The sequence below is a fragment of the Streptomyces sp. R41 genome, assembly GCF_041053055.1.
Taxonomy (GTDB): Bacteria; Actinomycetota; Actinomycetes; order Streptomycetales; family Streptomycetaceae; genus Streptomyces.
The window spans coordinates 8,482,500-8,504,140 of sequence record NZ_CP163443.1; the positions used below are offsets into that span (position 1 = coordinate 8,482,500).

The 21,641-nt window shown below is 72.2% G+C and carries 23 protein-coding genes; 13 read left to right on the top strand and 10 right to left on the bottom strand.

Annotated elements, in window-relative coordinates:
- Positions 1-81: 81 nt before the first annotated feature.
- The 3 genes from AB5J53_RS38560 to AB5J53_RS38570 all read right to left on the bottom strand — a co-directional run bounded on the left by AB5J53_RS38560 (position 82) and on the right by AB5J53_RS38570 (position 2,752).
- Positions 82-252 (bottom strand): hydrophobic protein, encoded by a 171-nt coding sequence (locus AB5J53_RS38560; protein ID WP_369250240.1) that lies wholly within the window; start codon positions 250-252, stop codon positions 82-84.
- A 42-nt stretch (positions 253-294) separates the two neighbouring features.
- The gene (locus AB5J53_RS38565; protein WP_369250241.1) at positions 295-1,116 is read right to left on the bottom strand and encodes a class I SAM-dependent methyltransferase; all 822 of its coding nucleotides are present in this window, start codon (positions 1,114-1,116) and stop codon (positions 295-297) included.
- A gap of 142 nt (positions 1,117-1,258) precedes the next feature.
- Complete coding sequence (locus AB5J53_RS38570; protein ID WP_369250242.1) at positions 1,259-2,752, bottom strand: bifunctional phosphatase PAP2/diacylglycerol kinase family protein; 1,494 nt, start codon at positions 2,750-2,752, stop codon at positions 1,259-1,261.
- Positions 2,753-2,993: 241 nt separating this feature from the next.
- Here AB5J53_RS38570 and AB5J53_RS38575 point away from each other — a divergent pair, with 241 nt between their 5' ends.
- The 4 genes from AB5J53_RS38575 (at position 2,994) to AB5J53_RS38590 (ending at position 6,095) form a co-directional block, all read left to right on the top strand.
- Positions 2,994-4,613 carry an ATP-binding cassette domain-containing protein gene (locus tag AB5J53_RS38575; RefSeq protein ID WP_369250243.1) on the top strand — a complete coding sequence of 540 codons (1,620 nt, stop codon included), beginning with the start codon at positions 2,994-2,996 and terminating at the stop codon, positions 4,611-4,613.
- A 206-nt stretch (positions 4,614-4,819) separates the two neighbouring features.
- Positions 4,820-5,062, top strand: a complete 243-nt coding sequence (locus AB5J53_RS38580; protein WP_369250244.1) for a DUF6158 family protein — start codon at positions 4,820-4,822, stop codon at positions 5,060-5,062.
- A complete protein-coding gene (locus AB5J53_RS38585) occupies positions 5,059-5,637 on the top strand; it encodes a TIGR03086 family metal-binding protein (RefSeq protein ID WP_369250245.1) in 579 nt (192 codons plus the stop codon). The genes AB5J53_RS38580 and AB5J53_RS38585 overlap by 4 nt, the downstream gene beginning before the upstream one ends.
- Positions 5,638-5,666: 29 nt before the next feature.
- Complete coding sequence (locus tag AB5J53_RS38590) at positions 5,667-6,095, top strand: hypothetical protein (RefSeq protein ID WP_369250246.1); 429 nt, start codon at positions 5,667-5,669, stop codon at positions 6,093-6,095.
- Here AB5J53_RS38590 and AB5J53_RS38595 read toward each other — a convergent pair.
- The 3 genes from AB5J53_RS38595 to AB5J53_RS38605 all read right to left on the bottom strand — a co-directional run bounded on the left by AB5J53_RS38595 (position 6,076) and on the right by AB5J53_RS38605 (position 7,573).
- Positions 6,076-6,618: a type 1 glutamine amidotransferase domain-containing protein gene (locus tag AB5J53_RS38595; RefSeq protein ID WP_369250247.1), complete on the bottom strand. Its 543-nt coding sequence runs from the start codon at positions 6,616-6,618 to the stop codon at positions 6,076-6,078. The genes AB5J53_RS38590 and AB5J53_RS38595 overlap by 20 nt on opposite strands.
- Positions 6,619-6,644: 26 nt before the next feature.
- Complete coding sequence (locus tag AB5J53_RS38600) at positions 6,645-7,091, bottom strand: CBS domain-containing protein (RefSeq protein WP_369250248.1); 447 nt, start codon at positions 7,089-7,091, stop codon at positions 6,645-6,647.
- Between the two features lie 104 nt (positions 7,092-7,195).
- Positions 7,196-7,573 (bottom strand): DUF2795 domain-containing protein, encoded by a 378-nt coding sequence (locus AB5J53_RS38605; RefSeq protein ID WP_369250249.1) that lies wholly within the window; start codon positions 7,571-7,573, stop codon positions 7,196-7,198.
- Between the two features lie 267 nt (positions 7,574-7,840).
- On the opposite strand from AB5J53_RS38605, the gene AB5J53_RS38610 reads away from it, so the two are divergent.
- Positions 7,841-8,635 carry an RNA polymerase sigma factor SigF gene (locus AB5J53_RS38610; RefSeq protein WP_369250250.1) on the top strand — a complete coding sequence of 265 codons (795 nt, stop codon included), beginning with the start codon at positions 7,841-7,843 and terminating at the stop codon, positions 8,633-8,635.
- A gap of 31 nt (positions 8,636-8,666) precedes the next feature.
- Here the strand turns inward: AB5J53_RS38610 and AB5J53_RS38615 are convergent, their stop codons facing one another.
- Positions 8,667-9,794 carry a PAS domain-containing protein gene (locus AB5J53_RS38615; protein WP_369250251.1) on the bottom strand — a complete coding sequence of 376 codons (1,128 nt, stop codon included), beginning with the start codon at positions 9,792-9,794 and terminating at the stop codon, positions 8,667-8,669.
- Positions 9,795-9,912: 118 nt separating this feature from the next.
- Between AB5J53_RS38615 and AB5J53_RS38620 the strand changes: the two genes are divergently transcribed.
- From AB5J53_RS38620 to AB5J53_RS38635, 4 genes are all read left to right on the top strand, one after another.
- A complete protein-coding gene (locus AB5J53_RS38620; protein ID WP_369250252.1) occupies positions 9,913-10,629 on the top strand; it encodes an ANTAR domain-containing response regulator in 717 nt (238 codons plus the stop codon).
- Between the two features lie 218 nt (positions 10,630-10,847).
- Entirely contained in the window at positions 10,848-11,801 is a 954-nt protein-coding gene (locus AB5J53_RS38625; RefSeq protein ID WP_369250253.1) for a hypothetical protein, read from the top strand.
- Positions 11,802-12,019: 218 nt separating this feature from the next.
- Positions 12,020-13,267 (top strand): aminotransferase class I/II-fold pyridoxal phosphate-dependent enzyme, encoded by a 1,248-nt coding sequence (locus tag AB5J53_RS38630; RefSeq protein ID WP_369250254.1) that lies wholly within the window; start codon positions 12,020-12,022, stop codon positions 13,265-13,267.
- Positions 13,264-14,457, top strand: a complete 1,194-nt coding sequence (locus AB5J53_RS38635) for an MBL fold metallo-hydrolase (RefSeq protein WP_369250255.1) — start codon at positions 13,264-13,266, stop codon at positions 14,455-14,457. Before AB5J53_RS38630 ends, AB5J53_RS38635 begins: the two co-directional genes overlap by 4 nt.
- 62 nt (positions 14,458-14,519) lie before the next feature.
- Here AB5J53_RS38635 and AB5J53_RS38640 read toward each other — a convergent pair whose 3' ends face one another.
- Positions 14,520-15,143 (bottom strand): DedA family protein, encoded by a 624-nt coding sequence (locus AB5J53_RS38640; protein WP_369250256.1) that lies wholly within the window; start codon positions 15,141-15,143, stop codon positions 14,520-14,522.
- A 66-nt stretch (positions 15,144-15,209) separates the two neighbouring features.
- Here AB5J53_RS38640 and AB5J53_RS38645 point away from each other — a divergent pair, with 66 nt between their 5' ends.
- Complete coding sequence (locus AB5J53_RS38645) at positions 15,210-15,356, top strand: hypothetical protein (protein ID WP_369250257.1); 147 nt, start codon at positions 15,210-15,212, stop codon at positions 15,354-15,356.
- A gap of 49 nt (positions 15,357-15,405) precedes the next feature.
- Here the strand turns inward: AB5J53_RS38645 and AB5J53_RS38650 are convergent, their stop codons facing one another.
- Complete coding sequence (locus AB5J53_RS38650; protein ID WP_369250258.1) at positions 15,406-16,179, bottom strand: MBL fold metallo-hydrolase; 774 nt, start codon at positions 16,177-16,179, stop codon at positions 15,406-15,408.
- Between the two features lie 84 nt (positions 16,180-16,263).
- Between AB5J53_RS38650 and AB5J53_RS38655 the strand changes: the two genes are divergently transcribed.
- Positions 16,264-16,731 (top strand): hypothetical protein, encoded by a 468-nt coding sequence (locus AB5J53_RS38655; RefSeq protein ID WP_369250259.1) that lies wholly within the window; start codon positions 16,264-16,266, stop codon positions 16,729-16,731.
- Positions 16,732-16,827: 96 nt separating this feature from the next.
- On the top strand, positions 16,828-18,903 hold the full coding sequence (locus AB5J53_RS38660) for a phage holin family protein (RefSeq protein ID WP_369250260.1): 2,076 nt from the start codon (positions 16,828-16,830) through the stop codon (positions 18,901-18,903).
- An 83-nt stretch (positions 18,904-18,986) separates the two neighbouring features.
- Here the strand turns inward: AB5J53_RS38660 and AB5J53_RS38665 are convergent, their stop codons facing one another.
- Positions 18,987-20,609: a DUF6345 domain-containing protein gene (locus AB5J53_RS38665; RefSeq protein WP_369250261.1), complete on the bottom strand. Its 1,623-nt coding sequence runs from the start codon at positions 20,607-20,609 to the stop codon at positions 18,987-18,989.
- Positions 20,610-21,312: 703 nt separating this feature from the next.
- On the opposite strand from AB5J53_RS38665, the gene AB5J53_RS38670 reads away from it, so the two are divergent.
- Positions 21,313-21,591, top strand: a complete 279-nt coding sequence (locus AB5J53_RS38670; protein WP_369250262.1) for a hypothetical protein — start codon at positions 21,313-21,315, stop codon at positions 21,589-21,591.
- Positions 21,592-21,641: the final 50 nt, after the last annotated feature.

Genomic DNA, 21,641 nt, shown 5'->3' on the forward strand with positions numbered 1-21,641 from the left:
CGAGGTCTGAAAGCCAGACCTCGGGCCGCTTGGACCGCTACTTCCCAGGGAACGGATTCACCCACTTCCCAGGGCACGGATTCACCACCGGTACCAGCGACTCCTGCCTCCCGAGGCGCTCGTGCCGCGCATCAGGAATCCGAGAAGCCACAGGACGAGAACCGCCAGTGCTATCCACCACAGAAGTTTCACTGCGAAACCCGCGCCGAAGAGAATCAGCACCAGAAGCAGTACCAGCAGGATAGGGACCATAATGTGAACCTCCTGCTGTCCGGGTTTCCCGGAGCGGCCGGATTAGACTTCCTTTCGGCAGAGAATTTCTCCGTGCAGTACGGAGAACCAGCCGTCCTTCTGCCGCCCCCACTCACGCCAGGCGTCCGACACGGCCCGCAGTTGCTCCGCAGTGGCGTGGCCACCCGCCGTGGCGCGTTCCGCGTACGCCGAGGCCAGCGTGCGGTCCGCCCACAGGCCGCTCCACCACTCCCGCTCGTCCTCGGTGGCGAAGGTCCAGGTGCTCGACGTGGCCGTGATGTCCCGGATGCCGGCCGTCAGCGCCCACGATGTGAGGCGTCGCCCGGCGTCGGGCTCGCCCCCGTTGGCGCGGGCCACCCGCAGATACAGGTCCAGCCAGTCGTCCATGCCCCGCGACTGCGGGTACCAGGTCATCGCCGAGTAGTCCGAATCACGAACGGCGATGAACCCGCCCGGCTTGGTCACCCGGTACATCTCGCGCAGCGCCTGCACCGGGTCGCCCACGTGCTGCAGCACCTGGTGGGCGTGGACCACGCAGAAGGTGTCGTCCGGATACTCCAGCGCGTGGATGTCCGCGACCGCGAACTCGACGTTGCCCAGGCCGCGTTCGGCTGCCACGGCACGCGCCTGGTCCAGGATCGCCGGTGCGTGGTCGACGCCCGTGACATGTCCGTCGGGAACCAGTTCCGCCAGGTCGGCGGTGATGGTGCCCGGGCCGCAGCCGATGTCCAGGATCTTCATGTGGGGCTTCAGCGAGTCGAGCAGGTACGCCGCCGAGTTGGCGGCGGTGCGCCAGGTGTGCGAACGCAGCACGGACTCGTGGTGGCCGTGCGTGTAGACGGCGGTCTCCTGCGACTTCGACATGGCCGTTCCCCTTCGCGTCTTCTCGGCGGTTACGCATCACCGTACGCGTCCATGTCGAATAGTGAGACCTGCGTCTTGCTATATGGACCAATGAATCGACTGAGGACTCTGAATCCGACTGCCCGACTGCCGTATGGACCCTTCAGTGAAGGGGGAGCGGGCGGTAGACGGTGAGCGCCTCGGGCAGCTTCCGGAGCGTCACCTCGCCCTCCACCTCGGTGACTTCACCGTCGTACGCGAGGAGCGTGCCGGGTGCGACGCCGTCCAGGTGCAGACGGCGCACGCGTACGGCGGCGTGGGCGGGAGAACGGGTGAGCGGGCCGGCGAAGGCGGCGGCCAGCAGGCGGACGGCGGGGCGGCGGCCGCCGTGCACGACCCGTACGTCCAGCCCTCCGTCCGAGAGGTCGAAGCGACGGGCCGGGGCGAGACCCACGCGGTGATACGTCCCGTTGCCGGCGAACAGAAGCCACAACGGGTGCGTGCGGCCGCCCAGTTCGGCGCGCAGCGGATGGCGGTCGGCGCGCAGGACGCGCAGGGCGCCGAGCACTCCGGCCGGCCACCCGCCGATCAGCGGCGACCAGCGTTCCCGTTCACGCACGAGTTCCGGATAGACGCCCAGGCTGCAGGTGTTGAGGAAGATGCCCTCCGTGGCGCCCGACGAGAACCGGCCCACGTCCACGCGTATCGCGTCGCCCTGCTGGAGGGCGCGGATCAGGTCGCGCTCGCCCTCCACACCGAGGTCCTGGGCGAAGTGGTTGAGAGTGCCGCCCGGGAGGACGGCGAGGGGGAGGCCGTGGCTCAGGGCCACCTCGGCGGCGGTGTTCACGGTGCCGTCGCCGCCGCACACGCCGAGAACCCGGGCGTGGGTCGCCGCCTTCTCCAACTCGGCCTGGATGTCGGACGGTTCGCACTCCACGATCTCCGCGTGCGGCATTGCGTCACGCAGGGCGTTCACCCGGTCCGGGGTGCCCGCGCCCGTGTTCGCCACCATGACCAGGCCGTCGCCCTCGGGGAGTGCGGGCGCGTCCACGCGGGGGCGGCCGGGAGGCGGGAGCTGGTCTCGGGTCGGGACCAGACCACGTACGGCGTAGGCGGCGCCCGCGCCCAGGGCGGCGCCCGCGAGGACGTCGCTCGGGAAGTGGACGCCGGTGTAGACGCGGGAGAGGGCGACCGCTGCGGCGAGCGGTGCGATCGCCGCACCCCAGCCGCGGGACTCCAGGGCCACGCCCGTGGCGAAGGCCGCGGCGGAGGCGGCGTGGCCCGACGGGAACGAGGTGGTGATCGGCTGGCGCTTGAGCTGTCGGATCAGCGGGACGGGGTCCAGGGTCGGGCGAGGGCGGCGGACCGAGCGCTTGCCGAGGGTGTTGATGGTGGCGGAGGCGAGGGTGAGGGAAGCGAGGCCTCGGGCGGCGGCCCGGCGGGACCTGGGGGTGCGGGTCGCTGCGAGGGCCGTGGCTGTGGCGAACCAGAGTGCGCCGTGGTTCGCGCTCTGGCTCAGCCTCGGCAGAAGGCGGTCGCAGCCCGGCCAGTGCCGGGCCGCTGCCGCCTCGAAGAGGCGGCAGTCCGCGGCGAGCAGCCAGTCCCTGAGGATGTGGGGTCCCGGGGGGCGGACGGTGAGGTCTACGTCTGGGGTCATGGCGGTGCGGGTACCCGGGACGAGCGTTTTTTCGCCCCCTCCGCCCCTACCCGTCCCGTACCTGAGGGCTCCGCCCCCGGCCCCCCCTGGGTTGTCCTTTTGCTGCGGACCGGTGGGGGCTTGTCGCGCAGTTCCCCGCGCCCCTTCCGGGGCCCTTACCTGGGGGCGGAGAAACCGCCCGGACCGGCACCCCGAATACGCGTTTGCCCATTGGCCCCGGCTGCCCGGAGAATGCCGCCTCATGGGACATCTCGAAGCCGCGCATCTGGAGTACTACCTTCCCGACGGGAGGGCGCTGCTCGGCGACGTGTCTTTTCGGGTGGGGGAAGGGGCCGTGGTGGCCCTCGTGGGGCCCAACGGGGCCGGGAAGACGACGCTGCTGCGGCTGATCTCCGGGGAGCTGAAGCCGCACGGGGGGACCGTCACCGTGGGTGGCGGGCTGGGCGTGATGCGGCAGTTCGTGGGGTCCGTACGGGACGAGACGACCGTACGGGAGCTGCTCGTGTCCGTGGCGCCGCCGAGGATCCGCGAGGCGGCCAAGGCCGTGGACGCCGCCGAACACGGGATCATGACCGTGGACGACGAGGCCGCGCAGCTGCGGTACGCGCAGGCGCTGTCCGACTGGGCCGAGGTGCGCGGATACGAGTCCGAGACGCTCTGGGACATCTGCACGATGGCCGCGCTGGGCGTGCCGTACGAGAAGGCGCAGTGGCGGCTGGTGCGGACGCTGTCCGGGGGCGAGCAGAAGCGGCTCGTGCTGGAGGCGCTGCTGCGCGGCACCGACGAGGTGCTGCTGCTCGACGAGCCGGACAACTATCTCGACGTGCCCGGGAAGCGCTGGCTGGAGGAGCGGCTCAAGGAGACCCGTAAGACGGTTCTCTTCGTGTCGCACGACCGGGAGCTGCTCGCTCGCGCCGCCGAGAAGATCGTCAGCGTCGAGCCCAGTCCGACCGGTGCGGACGCCTGGGTGCACGGCGGTGGATTCGAGACCTATCACGAGGCGCGGCGGGAGCGGTTCGCGCGGTTCGAGGAGCTGCGCAGGCGCTGGGACGAGAAGCACGCCCAGCTGAAGAAGCTGGTGCTGAATCTGCGTCAGGCGGCTTCCATCAGCCATGAGTTGGCGTCCCGGTATCAGGCCGCGCAGACCCGGCTGCGGAAGTTCGAGGAGGCCGGACCGCCTCCGGAGCCGCCGCGCGAGCAGGACATCAGGATGCGGCTGCACGGCGGACGCACCGGCGTCAGGGCCGTCACCTGCAAGGGACTTGAGCTCACCGGACTGATGAAACCGTTCGACCTGGAGATCTTCTACGGCGAGCGGGTCGCCGTGCTCGGCTCCAACGGCTCCGGCAAGTCGCACTTCCTGCGCCTGCTGGCGGGCGGCGCCGTGGCGCACACGGGGGAGTGGAAGCTCGGCGCCCGGGTCGTGGCGGGGCACTTCGCGCAGACACACGCCCACCCCGAGCTGGAGGGGCGGCCCCTGCTCGACATCCTGTGGACCGAGCACGCACAGGACCGCGGCGCCGCCATGTCGCGGCTGCGCCGCTACGAGCTGACCGCGCAGGCAGAGCAGCGCTTCGAGAAGCTCTCCGGCGGCCAGCAGGCGCGCTTCCAGATCCTCCTGCTGGAACTGGAGGGCTCCACGGCGCTGCTCCTCGACGAGCCGACCGACAACCTCGACCTGGAGTCCGCGGAGGCGCTCCAGGAGGGCCTGGAGGCTTATGAGGGCACGGTGCTCTCGGTCACCCACGACCGCTGGTTCGCGCGCTCGTTCGACCGCTATCTGGTCTTCGGCTCCGACGGCCGCGTCCGCGAGACCCAGGAGCCGGTGTGGGACGAGCGCAGGGTGGAACGGGCCCGCTAGAGCGCACCCCGAGGGCGCCCGCCGGCGCGCCCCAGGGGCCATTTCGAGCGCCGTACACGCACATACGGAGGCCCGGGGACCCGGATGTTCGTAGAGTGGAGGGAGACAGGTGAGTTCCATGGCTCCCTCCCGGACACCGCTCGGGGTAACTGCTTGCCGGGCGGGTACGCGGACCGCACCGAGGACACGACGAGCGGGGTACCACCATGACCGGAGTCGACCCGGGCCGGCTGGACGACCAGCAGCTCATGAAAGAGCTGGAAAGCATCCACCGCACGCGCCACGACACACTGCTGCACGGTTCGAACGACGCGCTGCGGACCCACAACGAGCGCATGGCCCAGCTGGAGGGCGAGTACCTGCGCCGCCATCCTCGCCGCCCCGCCAGCGCAGGCCGTACGCGTGACGGGGCGCGGGAGCGGGGATGCGCGGGAGCGCCCCCGGCATGACCGGCCCGAACCCGCTTCTCATCCGGCACGAGGAAGCTCTCGAGCTGTTCGGCGACCGCGTCCACACGGTCCGGGACGACCAGTGGGACGCCCCCACGCCCTGTGCCGACTGGGCGGTGCGTGATCTCGTCAACCATCTGGTCTCCGAACAGCTGTGGGTGCCCGCGATGGTCCGGGACGGCGCCACCGTGGAGGCGGTCGGCGACGTCTTCGACGGCGATGTGCTGGGCACCGATCCGGTCGCCGCCTGGGACACGTCGGCCCACGCCTCCTGTGCCGCCTTCGCCGCGCCGGGCGCGCTCGACCGCACCGTCCACCTCTCGTTCGGCGACACCACGGCCGCCTTCTACTGCGCTCAGATGGTGACCGACCTGGCCGTGCACGCCTGGGACCTGTCCCGGGCGATCGGCGCCGACGAGCGGCTGCCGGGCGACCTCCTGGAGTTCACGGTGCGCGAGGTCACCCCGTACGTTGCCGACCTGGCGAAGACCGGCCTCTTCGCCGCGCCGGTGGAGCCGCCGCCCGGCGCGGACGTGCAGACCAAGCTGCTGTGCCTGCTGGGGCGTGAGCCCTAGCGGTGAGTCAGGGGACATCAGGGGGGTGAGTGACGACTTCCTTCCGGACGAACGAAGTCGACCGGGCGCGCCGGTTGATCGGCGAGCGGTTCTACGCCAACTTCATGGATGTGCTGGGCGATACGCGCCGACTCGACGCCCGCTTCGACTTCGTACGCCGCGGGTCGGTGACCGTCGGTGTCCTCAACTGCGGTGCCGAGGTGCGCATCCGCACCGGCGAAATCGGCGCCCACCCCGTCGACGTACCGCTGAGCGGGCACATGGACTGGCCGCTGGTCGCCGCGCTCCAGGAAGCGCTGGTGAACGGGTTGCTGCCGACCGCCGGACACGGTCCCCCGGAGGAACTCGACCGGCCCGCACACCTGTTGCGGCCCGCGCCGCCACCTTGGGGCGCTTCGCCGAGCAGGACCGGGCGCACATCGCCCGCACGGCCCCGTCTCACGCCGTCTGACGCGTGAACGCCTCCAGGAGCGCCTCGCGGAACGCCTTGAGATCGGCCGGCTTACGGCTGGTGATCAGCGTGTTGGGCCCCTGCTCACAGACGTGTACGCGCTCGTCGACCCAGGTGCCGCCCGCGTTGCGGATGTCCGTGCGCAGGCTCGGCCAGGACGTGAGCACGCGGCCCCGGACCACGTCGGCCTCGACGAGTGTCCAGGGGGCGTGGCAGATCGCGGCGACCGGACGGCCCCGGTCGAAGAAGTCGCGTACGAAGGACACGGCCCGCTCGTCCAGCCGCAGGGTGTCGGGGTTGGCCACGCCGCCCGGCAGGACGATCCCGTCGAAGGACTGGGCCGACACGTCGGCGACGACCTCGTCCACGGTGAACGTGTCCGCCTTGTCCAGATGGCGGAAGGCCTGGATCCGCCCGGGCCTGGTGGACACGAGGACGGGCTCGCCGCCCGCGTCCCGGACGGCCTGCCAGGGATCGGTGAGTTCGACCTGCTCGACGCCCTCCGGCGCCATCAGGAACGCGATACGCATGGCTGCTCCCTCTTCTTTCCCTGCCGTCACAGAGGCGGGCGCGGGGTGCCGGGCCACCGCTCCGGTGCGGCGCGGCTGATGTCGGCGAGTGCCGAGCCCGGGTCCTGCGCCACCGCGAGGTCGCCGAGGCTCACCATCCCCACCGGCCGGCCGTCCTCGACGACCGGCAGCCGGCGTACGGCGTGCTCGCGCATCAGCTCGATCGCGTTGGACACGGTGTCGTCGGGGCCGATCACCACCGGATGAGGGGTGCACACGGCCTGGGCGCTCACGGTCAGCGGATCGGCACCGTCGGCTACGGCGCGCAGCGCGATGTCACGGTCGGTGAGGACCCCGATCAGCCGGTGGTCGCCGGTCACCAGGACATCGCCGATGTCCTGCGCACGCATCAGCTGCGCGGCCTCGACGAGCGAGGCGTCCGGGCCGACCGCGACGACTCCCGGCGTCATGACTTCCCTGACGAAATCTGCCATGGCTGATGGGCCTTCCTGCGTTCCCCGGCTGCGGGGGTGCGGATACGTCGGCGGGACGACGGCCGCAGTACCCCCGAGCCGGGCGCCTATGCCTTCCCTTCCGGCTACCCGGCGTGCACGACCGCTTCGGCCAGCTCGTGTGCCGTGGTGTAGCGCGCCTTGTGCGGCAGTCGCTCCAGGGCCTCGACGAGCACGTCCGGCGCGTGCTTGTCGCGCAGCAGGCCGGTCAGCTCGCGGGGACCCGCGGGGAACGACGTGCGGCCCAGCAGCCGCGCCAGTTCGAGCCGCACCGACTCGACGGAGGCGGTCGGCCGGCCCGGCGTCACGGGCCCGCCCGCGATCTCCGGGTCGTCGTCGGCGGTCGGCTCCGGATCGTGCCACTCCTCGGTCCGGGTGGGGTGCCCCGTCCTGAGCAGCTCTCGTAGTTCGTGCTTCATCTCTTCGTCCCGGTGGACGCTCAGCCGGTCGCTGCCTCGCTGCATGACTCCCTCCAGATGTTCGGGGGTGGTCATCACGTACCCGTGGACCGGGAGTCGACACGTCGCTCAGCAGTCACCAATCGCCCCGCTTTCGTAGCTGTGGGTGTTTGCGCCGCATGCCTCGGGGCAGACGCATTCCCAGTGCTTCGGACAGGAGGCACGTCCGTGGGAGCGGCGAACCGTCGCCACGGGTGTGTCTGTCCGGCACGCCCGCGTACTCCCACGGTGACTGTCCAACTCATGGCACTTCCAAGGGAGTTGCGACGCACCATGCGAACTCAAGCGAGCGCGAAGCATCATCCGCACGACGACGCCCCCGACACCGCAGAGGCATTCCGCAAGCTCGCCACGCTCCCCCCGGGCCAGCAGCGCGACACGCTCCGTGAGGAGATCGTCGAGGCCTGGCTGCCGATGGCCGAACGGCTCGCGGGGCGGTTCCGCAGCCGCGGCGAGAGTTACGAGGATCTGCGCCAGGTCGCGGCGCTCGGCCTGGTCAAGGCCGTCGACCGCTACGACCCCGAGCTCGGCAACGCCTTCGAGAGCTACGCCGTGCCGACCGTCACCGGTGAGATCAAGCGCCACTTCCGCGACCACATGTGGACCCTGCACGTGCCGCGTCGCGTCCAGGACCTGCGCAACCGCGTGCGGTTCGCCAGCCAGGACCTGTCGCAGACCATCTCGGGCCGCAGGCCCACCGTCGCCGAGATCGCCGAGCACGCCCGGATGAGCGAGGAGGACGTCCTGACCGGTCTGGAGGCCCTGGAGAGCTTCACCGCGCTCTCCCTGGACGCCGAGCTCCCGGGCAGCGAGGACGGCTACTCGCTCAGCGACGCCCTCGGCTCGCCCGACCCGGCCCTCGACACCGTGATCGACCGCGAGGCCGTCAAGCCGCGCCTGCAGGCCCTGCCCGAGCGGGAGCGCGCCATCCTCTACATGCGTTTCTTCGGCGACATGACCCAGAGCAGCATCGCCGACGAACTGGGCATCTCCCAGATGCATGTCTCCCGGCTGATCAGCCGCTGCTGCAACCGACTGCGCGACCAGGTGATGCACGACGTGGCCTAGCGTCCTTCGCCCGCACGATCCCGCCCGCGGGTCAGTTCAACCGCGCCATGGCCAGCGCGATGTGACGGGACATCATGTCCATCGCCTGCGCCTCGGCCATCGAGAACGCCAGCCGCGCGCCGCTGCGGAACAGCGTCAACACGCCCCGTACGGGCCCTGATTCGGTCGTCAACGGTACGCACAACAGTGACGTCACATTCGCGCGTACGAGGACGGGCGCGCCCGAGGTGTCACGGCCGAAGGCGTCCGGGTCCTCGGGGCGTACCTGCAGGGCAGTGGAACCGCCGCGTGCCGCCTCGACGACGAGGGGGCACGCGGCGGGATCCTGCCCGGCCACGGCCGCCACCTCCTCGGCGCGCTCCGACGGTCCCAGGACGGCCGTACGGGACAGCCGCGCGGCCCCGGCGTCGGCCACCACCCAGTCCGCGAACCGCCCGTGCAGCACCCCGGCCGCCCGTTCGAGCACCGCGGAGCGGTCCCCGCCGGGCGCGCTCAGCAGCGCCGTGGTCATCGCGTCCACCAGGTCCATCAGCGTGGCGTGCCGGGTGGTCTCGGAGAGGCTCGGCACCGCCTGGCCCGGCACGCTCCCCTCCGACGGCGCCCGGGAATCCCCGGGCTGCAGGACGACGAGGACGGCGGTCCGGGGTTCCCCGCTGGGCCGCAGGGCGGTCAGCGTCGCGCGCACCGGTACCTCCGGCTGCTGCTGGAGGTGCACGGTGAGACCGCGGTCGCCCTCGCCGCGCGCCACCGCCGCCGCCTGCGAGCGGAACGCGGCACGGTCGGCGTGCGCGAGGAACCCGGTCAGCGGCCGCCCCGTCGCATAGCCCGCCCGGACCCCGGTGAAGGCCGTCGCCGCGAAGTTCAGTCTGCGCACCACCGTCTCGCGGTCCACCAGCGCGACGGGCACCGGCACCCGCTGGAAGAGCGCCTTGAGAAGCTGCTGTTCCTGACGGTCCACCGAGGCGACGCCGGACGGGCCGTCCGAGTGCAGGCGCTGGAACCACGGCCACAACTGGTCGGCCACATGGTCGAGTTCGAAGATCGCCGCGTCGAGGACCGTCGGAAGGTCGTCGGCGGGCACGGACCGCGCCGCCTTGAGCTCCGCAACACGGCGTACGAAATCCGCGAGTTCTTCACCGAATTCGTCCGTCTGCGCCATGCGATGAACGTAACCCGAGCGGAGCGTTCCGGGTGTCGCGGGGGCCCAACCCGTAGAAGCAGTTTTCCGCGCTGGTGAGCGGGAAGGCGCGAAGAGAGGACGAGAGGAGGAGTGAAGCATGCCCGAAACCGATCAACTCGGCCAACTGGCAACGGAATCACCCGAGTCCGCCCTCCCCGGAAGGAGGCTCTCGGAACTCGCCGAGCAGGCCGCGCGCTGCACCACCGACTGCTGCGGCGCCAGCAGCATGGTGTCCGAGGGCGGCGCCGAGCGGCCCGCCGCGGTGACCCACCCCGACCTCGCCGGGCTCGTCTCGGTGCAGCTCCGCTCCGGTGACGGGCCGATCCCGGCCGCCCTGGAGCGCGGTGAGCCCGTCGACTCGGCGGATCTGTTGCGCGAGGAGCGCTGGCCGGAGTACCGCGCCATGGCCCTCGACGCGGGCGTGCGCTCCAGCATCACCATCCCCTTCCGGCGCTCCGGGCTGACCGTCACCCTCAGCCTCTACAGCTTCCGGCCCGGCGCCCTGGAGGACGCCCGCCGCGGCCCCGCCCGCGCGCTCGGCGACTTCACCACGACCTGTCTGCTCCGCGACCGCTCCTACCGTGCCGCGCTCACCGAGCTCGACCAGCTGGGCACCGCGCTGCGCTCCCGGCCCGTCGTCGACCAGGCGTGCGGCATCGTCATGCATGTGCTGGGCTGCGACGCGGACACGGCCTTCGGGGTGCTGCGCCGCATCTCGCAGGGCACCAACCGCAAACTGTCCGACGTCGCCTCGGCCGTCGTGGACAAACGGGGCCGGGGGCTGGAGAAGGAGCTCGTCTCACTGTCCGACTGAGGCTTCGTGGGCGCGGGCGGCCGGGCCCGGACGGGCGGCGGTCCTCGCGTCCGTGGCGGCGGGCGGTCTTCGTGCCTGTGGTGTCACCCGCTCGGGCGTCCGTGTCGCGCGAATGGTGCCCGGCCGCGCGCGCCGCGCCGCCGGGCGGGCTGTGATGGGCCCCGGGGGCACGACGGCCGTGCCCCCGGGAAAGCCGCCCGGCCGAAGGAGCCCATCCCATGCGCCGTACCGCCCGTGCCCTGTCCGCCACCGCCCTGGCCGGTGCCGCCCTTGGCGCCGCCGCGTCGGCCGCGTCCGCGGATCCGGCCGCGGAGGTCAGCCCGGGGTCCGTCGAGCCCGGTGGCACCGTCACCATCTCCGTCACCTGCGACGCGATCGGCGGCTCTCCGCCCGACTTCATCGACGCCACCTCGGAGGGCTTCGAGGAGGGTAAGGTCCAGCTGCGCCGGGTGGAGGGCGACGCGCAGGGTGTGGCGGGCGCCGCCGCCTACCGGGGTACGGCCCGTATCCCTCAGGGCGACGCCGCCGCCGACGACCCCGAAGCGGTGGGCGCGGAGTCGGAGTGGGGCGTCGACGGGGCGTGCCCCGGTGCCTCGGGTGGCCAGGAGAAGAAGTGGAAGGCCTCGTACACCGTGGCCCGTGGTCCAACCGCGGCGAGCGACACCGCCCAGAGCCTGCCGGACAGCGGTACAGGGCAGAGCCTGCTGGACAGCGACGCCGTTGAGCGCCCGCCGGACACTGGCACTGGGCAGAGCCTGCCGGAGAGCGACGCCGTTGAGCGCCCGCCCGACAGCGGTACAGGGCAGAGCCTGCCGGACGGCGACGCCGTTGAGCGCCCGCCGGACACTGGCACTGGGCAGAGCCTGCCGGAGAGCGACGCCGTTGAGCGCCCGCCCGACAGCGGTACAGGGCAGAGCCCGCCCGACAGCGGCACAGGGCACAGCCTGCCGGACAGCGACGACGGCGAGCGCCCGCCGGGAGTCGGCACCGTACAGCCCGAGAGCGGTACCGGGCAGCGTCCGCCGACCGTTGAGGGCGGGGTGCAGGCCGGGGAGGGCGGCGCCTTCACCGACTCCGTCCCGGCGTTGGTCGCCGGGGGTGTCCTGATCGCGGGCGGGCTGGGCGCTGCTGTCCACCGACTGCGCCACAAGGACACGTCAGCCGACGATTGACGCTGTGACGGGCAGAACCCGTCCGGCCGCCATGGGGCGACCGAACCCTGGGTACGGAGAGGCCGAGGGCGCGAGCGGCACCGTACGAGAGGCTGTACGAAGGGACAGGAACACCGGGGACGGTACGGAGGCAGGAGCACCGGAGCGGGGCACGGCAGCGGCGACGGGGCAGTACACCGGCGACACGGCACGGCACCACGGACTGCGCGGAGGAACGTATGCGGCGGACGGTTCCGGAAGGTCACGGCCCCGTCCGTTACGGCCCGCCCCTTCCCGATCAGGGCCTGCCCGTGCTGCCGGAACTCCGCTCCGCGCTGGCCGCCGCCGCGGATCGCGCCCACGCCGAGCCCTCCGGCGGCGGGCCGGCGCTCCTCGACGCGGCCTGTGCCTACTGGAGCCGACGCGGACTGCCCACCGCACACGACCGGGTGGCCGCCGCACCCGGTGCCCCCGCGCTGCTCCTCGCGCTGACCGGCGCGCTCGGCGGCGATGTCCTCGTGTCGCGCCCGTGCGCCGCCTGGTGGGCGCCGCAGGTACGGCTGTTGGGCAGATCCGTGTTCCATGTGGCGACGCCCGCGGAGTGCGGGGGCCTCCCGGATCCGTACGCCCTCCTGGAAACCGTCCGAAGGGTCCGCGCCGAGGGCGGTGAACCGCGGCTGCTCGTGCTCTCCGTGGCCGACGACCCCACCGCGACCGTCGCGCCGCCCGAGGTCGTCCACGAGACCGTCGAGGCCGCGGTGGGCGAGGGACTGCACATCGTCAGCGACGAGACCTGGCGCGACACGCTGCACCGGCCGCACGACACGGTGCTGCTCAGCCCCGCCGAGATGCTCCCCGACGAGGTCACCGTTCTCACGGACCTCACGGGCGCCTTCCTGCCGCAGGGCTGGCCGGCAGCCGTCGCCCGCTTTCCGGACACCGACTCCGGGGTCGGGCTGCGTGCCCGTGTCCTCGACGTGCTCACCGTGCTGGGCGCGCTGGTCGCCGAACCGGTCGCCGCGGCGGCCGCGTACGCGCTCGACGAACCCGCCGCGATCACGGATCGGCTCACCGCCGCCGTACACCTGCACGCGCGCGTGGCCGCCGCCGCGCACCACGCGGTGGTCGACGCGGGCGCCGTCGCGCGGCCCCCGCAGGCCGGCAGACACCTGTATGTGGACCTCGGCCCGCTGCGCTCCGCGCTCGGCGCGCACGGCGTGGGCGACGCCCAGGACCTGGAGGACTTCCTCACCGCCCGTCTCGGCATGCCCGCGCCGGGCGGCCACCGGTTCGGCGACGACCTCGCGGCGCTGAGGGTGCGGCTGGGCACCGGGCCGCTGCTCGGTGCCACGGACGAGGAGCGGGCGGAAAGCCTCACGTCACCCTCGCCGTTGGAACTGCCACATGTGCAACGCGCGTTGACCCTGTTGGGGTCGGCCTTCGACGATCTCCGTGACGACGCTCAGCGATGGGAGCCTCCTCGATGACGCAGCAGTCCGAGTCGACCACGAGCACGACTACGACCACTCAGGACGCCGACGATCCGGCGTCCTCTTCGCCCCCGGCGGCGGCCGGGCACGTGTCTCCCGCCGTTCCTCTCGCCCCTGCTGTTCCTGCCGGTCCTCTCGCTCCTGTCGGTCCCCTCGCCGAGCCCCGTCCGCTCGGCGAGCGGCGTGTCTGGCCGCGGTCCTTCGTGGACCGGCTGACCGCGCCGCTGCCCGGGATGCGGGCCTTCGCCCGGTTCGCGCGCGAGGGCGCGTTGCGGCCGGGGGCCGAAGGGCTCGCCGACATTCCGCTGCTGCCGTTCGACCCGGGGCCGTTGCCCCGGGTCGACGCGCGCACGGTCGCCGTCTCCTGGGCGGGCCACGCGAGTTGGGTGATCCGGATCGGCGGACTCACCGTCCTCACCGACCCGGTCTGGTCCCGCAAGATTCTCGGCACCCCGGCCCGGATCACGCCGGTCGGTGTGGCCTGGAGCGCGCTGCCGCGTGTCGACGCGGTCGTCATCAGTCACAACCACTACGACCACCTGGACGCGCCGACCCTGCGCCGACTCCCGCGCGACACACCGGTGTTCGTACCGGCCGGCCTCGGCCGCTGGTTCAGGTGCCGCCGGTTCACCCGGGTCACCGAGCTGGACTGGTGGGAGGCGGCCGAACTGCGCGGCGTCCGCTTCGACTTCGTCCCTGCCCACCACTGGTCCAAGCGCAGCCTGACCGACACCTGTCGCACGCTGTGGGGCGGCTGGGTCCTCACCGCACCGGACGGGCAGCGCCTGTACTTCGCGGGCGACACGGGGTACGGGCACTGGTTCGCCCGCATCGGCCGGCGCTACCCGGGTATTGACCTGGCGTTGTTGCCGATCGGTGCGTACGACCCCCGGTGGTGGCTCAGCGATGTCCACTGCGACCCGGAGGAGGCGGTGCGGGCCGCCGTCGACCTCGGCGCGCACCGCATGGCGCCCATGCACTGGGGCACCTTCGTCCTCTCCGCCGAGCCCGTCCTGGAACCGTTGACACGGGTGCGGGCGGCCTGGGAGAAGGCGGGGCTGGCCCGGGAGGCGTTGTGGGACCTGCCGGTGGGGGCGTCCCGGGTGCTGGGCCCCGTCAGGGGCGCGGGGAACTGCGCGACAAGCCCCCACCGGCCGGCAGACAAAGAACAACCCAGCGGGGTCTGAGGGCGGAGCCCCCAGGTACGGGACGGGTAGCGGCGGAGGGGGCGAAAATCGCTGGCCATGGCCTACGCGGCCGGCCTCCGTACCCTCCGCCACACGCTCGGTGCCACGCTGATCGCCAGCGTGAGCGCCACCGCGGCGACCACTCCCTCCCACGGCTCGCTGAAGAGGGACCCGCCGAGGATGCCGATCAACTGGTACGTCACCGCCCAGGCGAGGCAGGCGGGAACGTCGCCGCGGGCGAAGGTGCGCAGCGGCATCTTCGCCATGAGACAGGCGAGCATGACCGGGATGCGGCCGGCCGGGACCAGTCGGGAGAGGACGAGCACGGCGATGCCGTGGTCGCTCAGCTTCTCCTGGGCCTGGGCGAGCCGGTCCTCGGGGGCGCGGTCGCGGAGGGTCTCCAGCCAACGCGAGCCGTTCTTGGACCGCATACCGCGCTGACCGAGCCAGTACAGCGCGACATCACCGAGGAACGCCGCGAGCGCCGCCACCGCGAAGACCAGCAGGAGCGCGAACGGCGCCGTCTGATGAAAGGCGACGACAGCCGCCGAACTCACCAGCGCTCCCGTCGGCACCACCGGCACCAGCGCGCCGATCAGCACCAGCAGGAAGAGAGTGGGGTACCCGATCGCCTGCTGCGTGGACTCCGGCGGCGTGGTCGTGGCGGCCGCGGTCAGGAATATCACCGGGTGACCTCCGGCCGAGCGTCTCCGCCGTGCTCCGCTCCATGCACGGCATTCGCCGCGGGTGCGGTGGACAGGCTCGTCACCGCGCGGCCGCCTGCCGGGCGGCGCGACGACGGTCGCGGCGTCGCGGTGGACAGGTTCGCCACTGCGCGGCCGCTCGCCGGGCGGTGCGGCGGCTTCGGTGTCGCGGTGGCCAGGTTCGTCACCGCGTGACCGCCGGCCAGGCGGTGCGACGACGGTCGCGGCGTCGCGCTGGACGGGTTCACCGCGCGACCTCCGGGCGTACGCTCTCGCCGTGTTCGAGGCGGTGGACCGTGACCTGGGGCGCGCGTTCGGCGGCGAGGCGTACGAACTCCTCGCCCGGCGCGTGGAATTCGTGGGGGCGCACGGCGTCCATCCCGATCGGCCAGTACGTGCCGTAGTGCACCGGCACGGCGCTGAGCGGCATCAACTGGGCGAGCGCCTCCGCGGCGCGCCCCGCGTCGAGGTGGCCCTCCCCGAGGTACGGCCCCCATCCGCCCACCGGTAGGAGCGCGACGTCGACCGGTCCGACCTCCTCGGCCATTGTCGCGAACAGCCCGGTGTCCCCGGCGAAGTACGTGCGCGCCTCGCCCTCGACCACGTACCCGACGGCGGGGGAGCGGTGCGGCCCGACGGGCAGTCGCCGCCCGTCGTGGCGTGCCGAAACGGTGCGTACCACCAGGTCACCGACCTGCGTCCGGTCGCCGGGCACCACCTCGGTGATCCGGAGATGGTCGAGCCTGCGCAGCCCGGGCACCGCGCGCGGCGCGCCCTTCGGCACCAGCAGCCGCGTACCGGGCGCGAGTTTCGCCAGCGAGGGCAGGTGCAGATGGTCGGCGTGCAGATGGGAGACCAGTGCCACGTCGGCGACCGCCGCCCGGGGCGGGGGCGGCGCCCCGCGCCTGCGCCGAAGGTGTGCGAGCCGGCGCGCGAAGAGCGGGTCGGTGAGCAGGCGTGTTCCGGAGTCCTCCAGCGTGCAGGTGGCGTGCCCCCACCAGGTGATCTCCACCGGCACCTCTTTGCCTCCTTCGCGCGACTCCCCCCGAGCCTACGGGCAGGAGTAGGGTCGGCGGCGAAACCCGGAGGTGAGGGGGACGCCATGGGAGACGCGCGCGGTGCCTTTGGCACGCACGCCCTCAAGTTCTCGCTCGAACAGGGCGGCCCCGCGTCGCTTCGCGTGACGGCGATCGCGAGCCTGACGCCCCTGGAGGAGCTCGACGCGGACCCCTTCCTCGTCGACTCCCGCAGCCAGCACGCGATGTGCGCCCGCTGGGCCGCCGAGCGCGGCTACGTGGTCACGCGGGAACTCCTCGTACGTGGTCTGCGCCCCGATCACCGCACCCTGTGGGCGGACGTCGAGGCGGGCCTCGTCGATCTGTTCGTCGCGCCCAGCCGGCGTGTGCTGGAGCGCGCTCTCGCCTCGGTCGACGAGTTCACCGCCGAGTGCGCGCGCCGCGGCGTGCGGGTCGAGACCGTCGGCTGCGCGGAACCGTCGTACGACGCCCAGATGAAGGCCCGGGTCCACCGCCGTCTGTCGATGCCGACGGCGGGGTACGACGGCCGCTGAACCCCCGACGGGGACACAGAGCCCCATCCGCCCGTTGTGACAGGGTGGGAGCAGGCCTGGTCGACCGGGCGGGCCGGGACGTGAGGTGGACTGGGCGTGGGTGGAGGGCGTTGGCGGCGGGTCCTCAGCGGAGTGTGGCGGAGCATCGCGGTGTGGGCCGTGTCCACGGTCACGATGCTCGTCCTGGCCGGTGTGCTGCCCGACTTCCAGTTGCAGTCGGACACCGGAGACAGTGCCACGCAGATCACCGTCACCGCGGCGGCCGGCGCGGGCGTCTTCGGTCTGCTGTCCTCGCTCGTGTGGCCCCTGCTCGTCAGGGCGTTGCTGCTGGTGCCCGCCCTCGTGCTCGGGCTGCTCGTCTTCTTCCTCAACGGGTCCCTGCTGCTGATCGCCCTGCGGATCAGCCCCTCCGGGCAGGGTGAGGTCGCCCCCGAGACGGCCGTGGTCGTCGCCGCCGTGATGTCGGCCGTCGCCTCGGCCACGGGTGGTGCCCTGGCCGTACGGGACGACGACGCGTACCGACGCAGGCTGTACCGGCTCGCCGACCGGCGCCGCAGGCGCGCCGCCGGACAGGCCGGGCCCTCGACCCCCGGCGCCGTCTTCCTCCAGCTCGACGGCGTGGGCCACGACGTCCTGGAGGGGGCCATCGGCAAGGGGCTCATGCCGACCGTCGCGCAGTGGCTCGGCGGCAGGCGGCCCACCCACCGGCTCACCCCCTGGCGCACCGACTGGTCCAGCCAGACCGGCGCCAGCCAGCTCGGCATCCTGCACGGCAGCAACCACGACATCCCGGCCTTCCGGTGGTACGAGAAGGACAGCGGCGAGGTCATGGTGTGCAACCGGCCCACGAGCGCCGCCGAACTCCAGCGCCGGGCGATCGAGTACACCGGTGACGGGGGACTGCTCACCGTCGACGGCGCCAGCCGCGGCAACCTCTTCAGCGGCGGTGCCGACGAGTTGGCCCTCGTGCTGTCCATCGCGGCGCGAAGGGGCAGGGAGAACCGCTCCAGGGCAGGCTATTTCGCCTACTTCAGCGACCCCGCCAACGCCGTCCGAACCGCCATGTCGTTCGTCGCCGAGGTCTTCCGGGAGAGGGGCCAGGCCACGTGGGCCCGACTCAAGAAGCGGCGCCCGCGCGTCAAGCGCGGCGGGCTGTACCCCTTCGTCCGCGCCTTCGCGACCGTCGTCGAGCGGGACGTCGTCGTCGCCGCGGTGATCGGCGACATGCTCGCCGGGCGCAACGCGGTCTACGCGGACCTGGTGGCGTACGACGAAGTGGCACACCACTCCGGGCCGCGCAGCCGCGACGCCGAGAAGGTCCTGGAGCGGCTCGACCGGTCGCTCGCGCTGATGGCGAAGGTCGCCGAGCACGCGCCGCGGCCGTACCGGATCGTGCTGCTGTCCGACCACGGCCAGAGCCCCGGCGAGACCTTCCTGACCCGCTACGGCCTCACCCTCGGCAATCTGGTCCGCGCTGGCTGCGGGCTGCCCGTGCCGCGCAAGGCGCAGCGCACGCACAGCGGTGCCGAGGCCCGGGCCGCCGTACGGGCCGCGCTGCGCAGGCCGGTCGAGGAGGGCGGCGAGCAGCACCGCCCCTCGCGGCGCCGCTCCGAGCCCATCGTGCTGGCCTCCGGCAACCTCGGCCTGGTCTCCTTCCCCGATGTGCCGCACCGGATGAGCCGGGAGGAGATCGACCGGCGCCATCCCGCGCTGCTGTCCACGCTCGCCAACCACCCCGGCGTCGGCTTCGTGCTCGTCCGCAGCGAGGAGCACGGCGGCCTCGTGCTCGGCGCCCACGGCGCTCAGGTACCGGTGGACGAGCTCGACGACGCATACCCGGGCCCGCTCGCCGACTTCGGCCCCGGCGCCGCCGACGCCGTACGGCGCACGCACGCGTTCCCGCACGTCGCCGACATCATGGTCAACTCCTGGTACGAACCCGGGGAGGGCGAAGTCCTCGCCTTCGAGGAGCAGATCGGCTCGCACGGCGGACTCGGCGGGGCTCAGGCACGGCCCTTCCTGCTGTCGCCGGTGGCGCTGTCCGCGCCGGTGGAGGACGACGGCGAACTCGTCGGCGCGGAGCACGTGCACCGCGTACTGCGGCGCTGGCTGCGCGAGTGCGACGGCCCCCAGGTACCGCTGGCGGCACGCCCGAACGAGCGTGCCGCCTGAGCGCCCCCGCGCCCGCTGACTCGGAGTGGCTGAGCGCCTCTGCCTGCTGACTCAGCGGGCCTGAGCGCCTCTGCCCTGCCGACTCATCGGGCCAGTGGAGCGACCACCCAGCGCTGCGTCTTGTACATGCTGTCCTGCTGCCCGATCTCGATCAGCTTGCGGGCGGCCGGGAACGCCTCGTTGCCTTCGATCTCGTAGCCGACCTGGAGCGTGCCCGGCACGTCCCGGATCTCCAGCTGCTCGTGGATCTCGGCGGCGGAGCGCTGTTCGTCGGAGCCCACCACGGCGAGGTGCTGGACCAGCCTCAGCTGGGCCGCGGCCAGCGACTCGGCCGGGTCGCGCGGGAGCGGTGCCGCCGCGGCCTGCCGGCCCCGCCCGGACGGGGGTGCGACCACCGAACTCGGCGTCCGGGTCGAACCTGCCGCCTCCCGCGTCGACAGGTGCGCCTGCACGACCGTGCCGTCGTTGTCGAGCGCCACGCGGATCTCGCCGCGCCCCGGCGTGATGACGGGTACACCGTCGAAGGTCTGACGGAAGGTCACATGCGTCTGGAGCGATACGGGTTCACCGAGCTGCGAGCCGTCCTTGGTGCCGGAGTTCTGCCACAGGTCGTGCACCCCGTCGACGATCAACTCGGCGCCATCCGCGTGCTGTTCGGCGAAGTCTCGGGCCAACTCCACGGCCCGGCCGGTGTCCAGCTGGTCGGTGTTGCGGTGGTTGGCCTCGGCGAGCTTGACCCACCGCGCGGCGAGCGGCGCCGTCGCGACGTACCGGTCACCGGAGTTGGCGCTCAGCACACCCTGCCGCTCGACCTGGACCTCCTGGAGCGCGGCGGCCGGGAAGCTCGCCGCCTGTCCGAGCCTCGCGAGTTCCGCGCTCGGGTCGCGCGGCGCCAGCTGAACGGTCTGCTCCGGTACGGCGGTCGCCGCCTCGCGCAGGCTGCTGCGGGCGTAGTACCAGCGCCACGCGTACCAGGCGTCGGAGACATGCTCGCGGAAGAACGTCCGCTCGGCGTTGAGTCGGTTGGTCGCCTCCGCCTGGGTCGGCCCGGTCGCGCAGACCGAGGGCGCCTGCCCGTGGTAGATGTCCCAGGACGCGTTCAGCCAGGCGTCGCAGTACGTCTGCCCGGCCCGCCACTTCTCCCAGAACTTCTTGCCGTAGTCAGGGCTGTCGATGCTCGTCGTCTCGAAGCCGAAGATCATCCGGGAGCCGAGGTTGGGGCCCGCCCAGGTGCGCACCGGGGTGTGCCCGTCCAGGACGCGCAGCGAGTTGCAGGTGGACCAGAAGACGTAGTTCGCCTTCTCGTTGCCGAAGCCCATCCGGTTGGAGATCGCGTCACTGCGGCCGTCCCACACCGCGCCGAGCGGCGCGAAGAACACGCCGTTGCCGTCCATGCCGCCGTGTCCGGAGTGGTAGACGGCGACCACGGCGTCCACGCCGTAGCGGTCCTGCCAGTTGTCGTACGTCTCCTCGTACGCCCACACCTGCGCGCCGCCGTCCGCGAACCAGAAGTTCCGGTCGTAGAACTGCTGGAGATAGGCGAGCCACCCGGTGGCGTCCTCGTGCGTGTGCGAGAGCGGGTTCTGGTTCACGAACTTCTGGATGCTGAACGCACCCCACCAGCCGAACGTCGAGTCGCGGTCGGCCGCGCCGGGCTTGCCGGAGTCGAGTGGTGACGGACCACGGTCCGCGTAGATCATGCGCATGGTCAAACCCCCTGATGGTCCACCTCGCCGCGCTCGGTCCCGGAGGGGCGAGGAGGCCTCAAAATGTCACCGGCGCGGGGGTTTGCCCAGCGCGCATACCGGCCATCGCGGCCGCGTCCCGGGCATGGCACGGCGCCTCACCGGTCGCTCCCGGACAGCTGTCCCGTTGGTACGGAGGGAGTCCCGTGCGCCGGAAAACGGGCCGCAGTGGCGGACTCGTGCCCCCGCAATGTTCGTATCGCACACCGCGCACCAGCGCGCCCCACTCGAACACCCTTGTCCCTGCCGCGAAGTGATCAGGCCCGGTGCGATCACATCGGCTCAGAAGGTCTCGATGTCCTCTTCTGGACCCTACGGCGGCCGGACTTCGCCGGGATGCTGCAGACCTCGCCGAGTGGAAGAGAAAGCCTCCGCTTTCCCTGTCTTTCGTTGTTCGTCGTCGCCCTTCTGTCCTCACCCAGTCCCCACGGCGTCCCCACGGTCGAGGCGCGGCTGGGGTGTCAGGCGGGGAGGGTCATGCGCTGGGTGGGGATGTCTCAGCGGCACTCGCGGTAGAGGCGGTTGTAGTCGTGTTCGGCGTCGGGGTCGTCGGCGTTGCACGGTTCGTAGCCGTGGGGCCGAGGCGGTAGTAGAAGCCGTATTCGATGCATTCGGTTTCGCCGGGGAGGGTGCCGGTCCAGATGGTGTTGCAGGTCTCTGGTGGGTGGCAGGTGTCGCGCTGGCGTCCGGTGAGTGCGCAGCGGGCGATGTCGCAGCGGTCGAGGTCCCGGGCGTCCTCCCGCACCGCGCGGTCCCACTCCACTGCGAGACGGTGCTGCGGACCATGATCCGCAAGGGCACACGCGACTACCAGGAACTGCCCGCGACCCCCGATGCGTTCGTCTGGTTGCGGCTCGACCAGGAAGAAGCCTGGCGGAAGGGCATCCCCCGTCGTCGCAGGCAGCCGCTCTGGTGGACTCTGCGCCGGCCATGGGACCGTTGACCTACGACGCGGCCCGTGCCATGTTCAACCGCGCCAACCAGGTGCTGGGC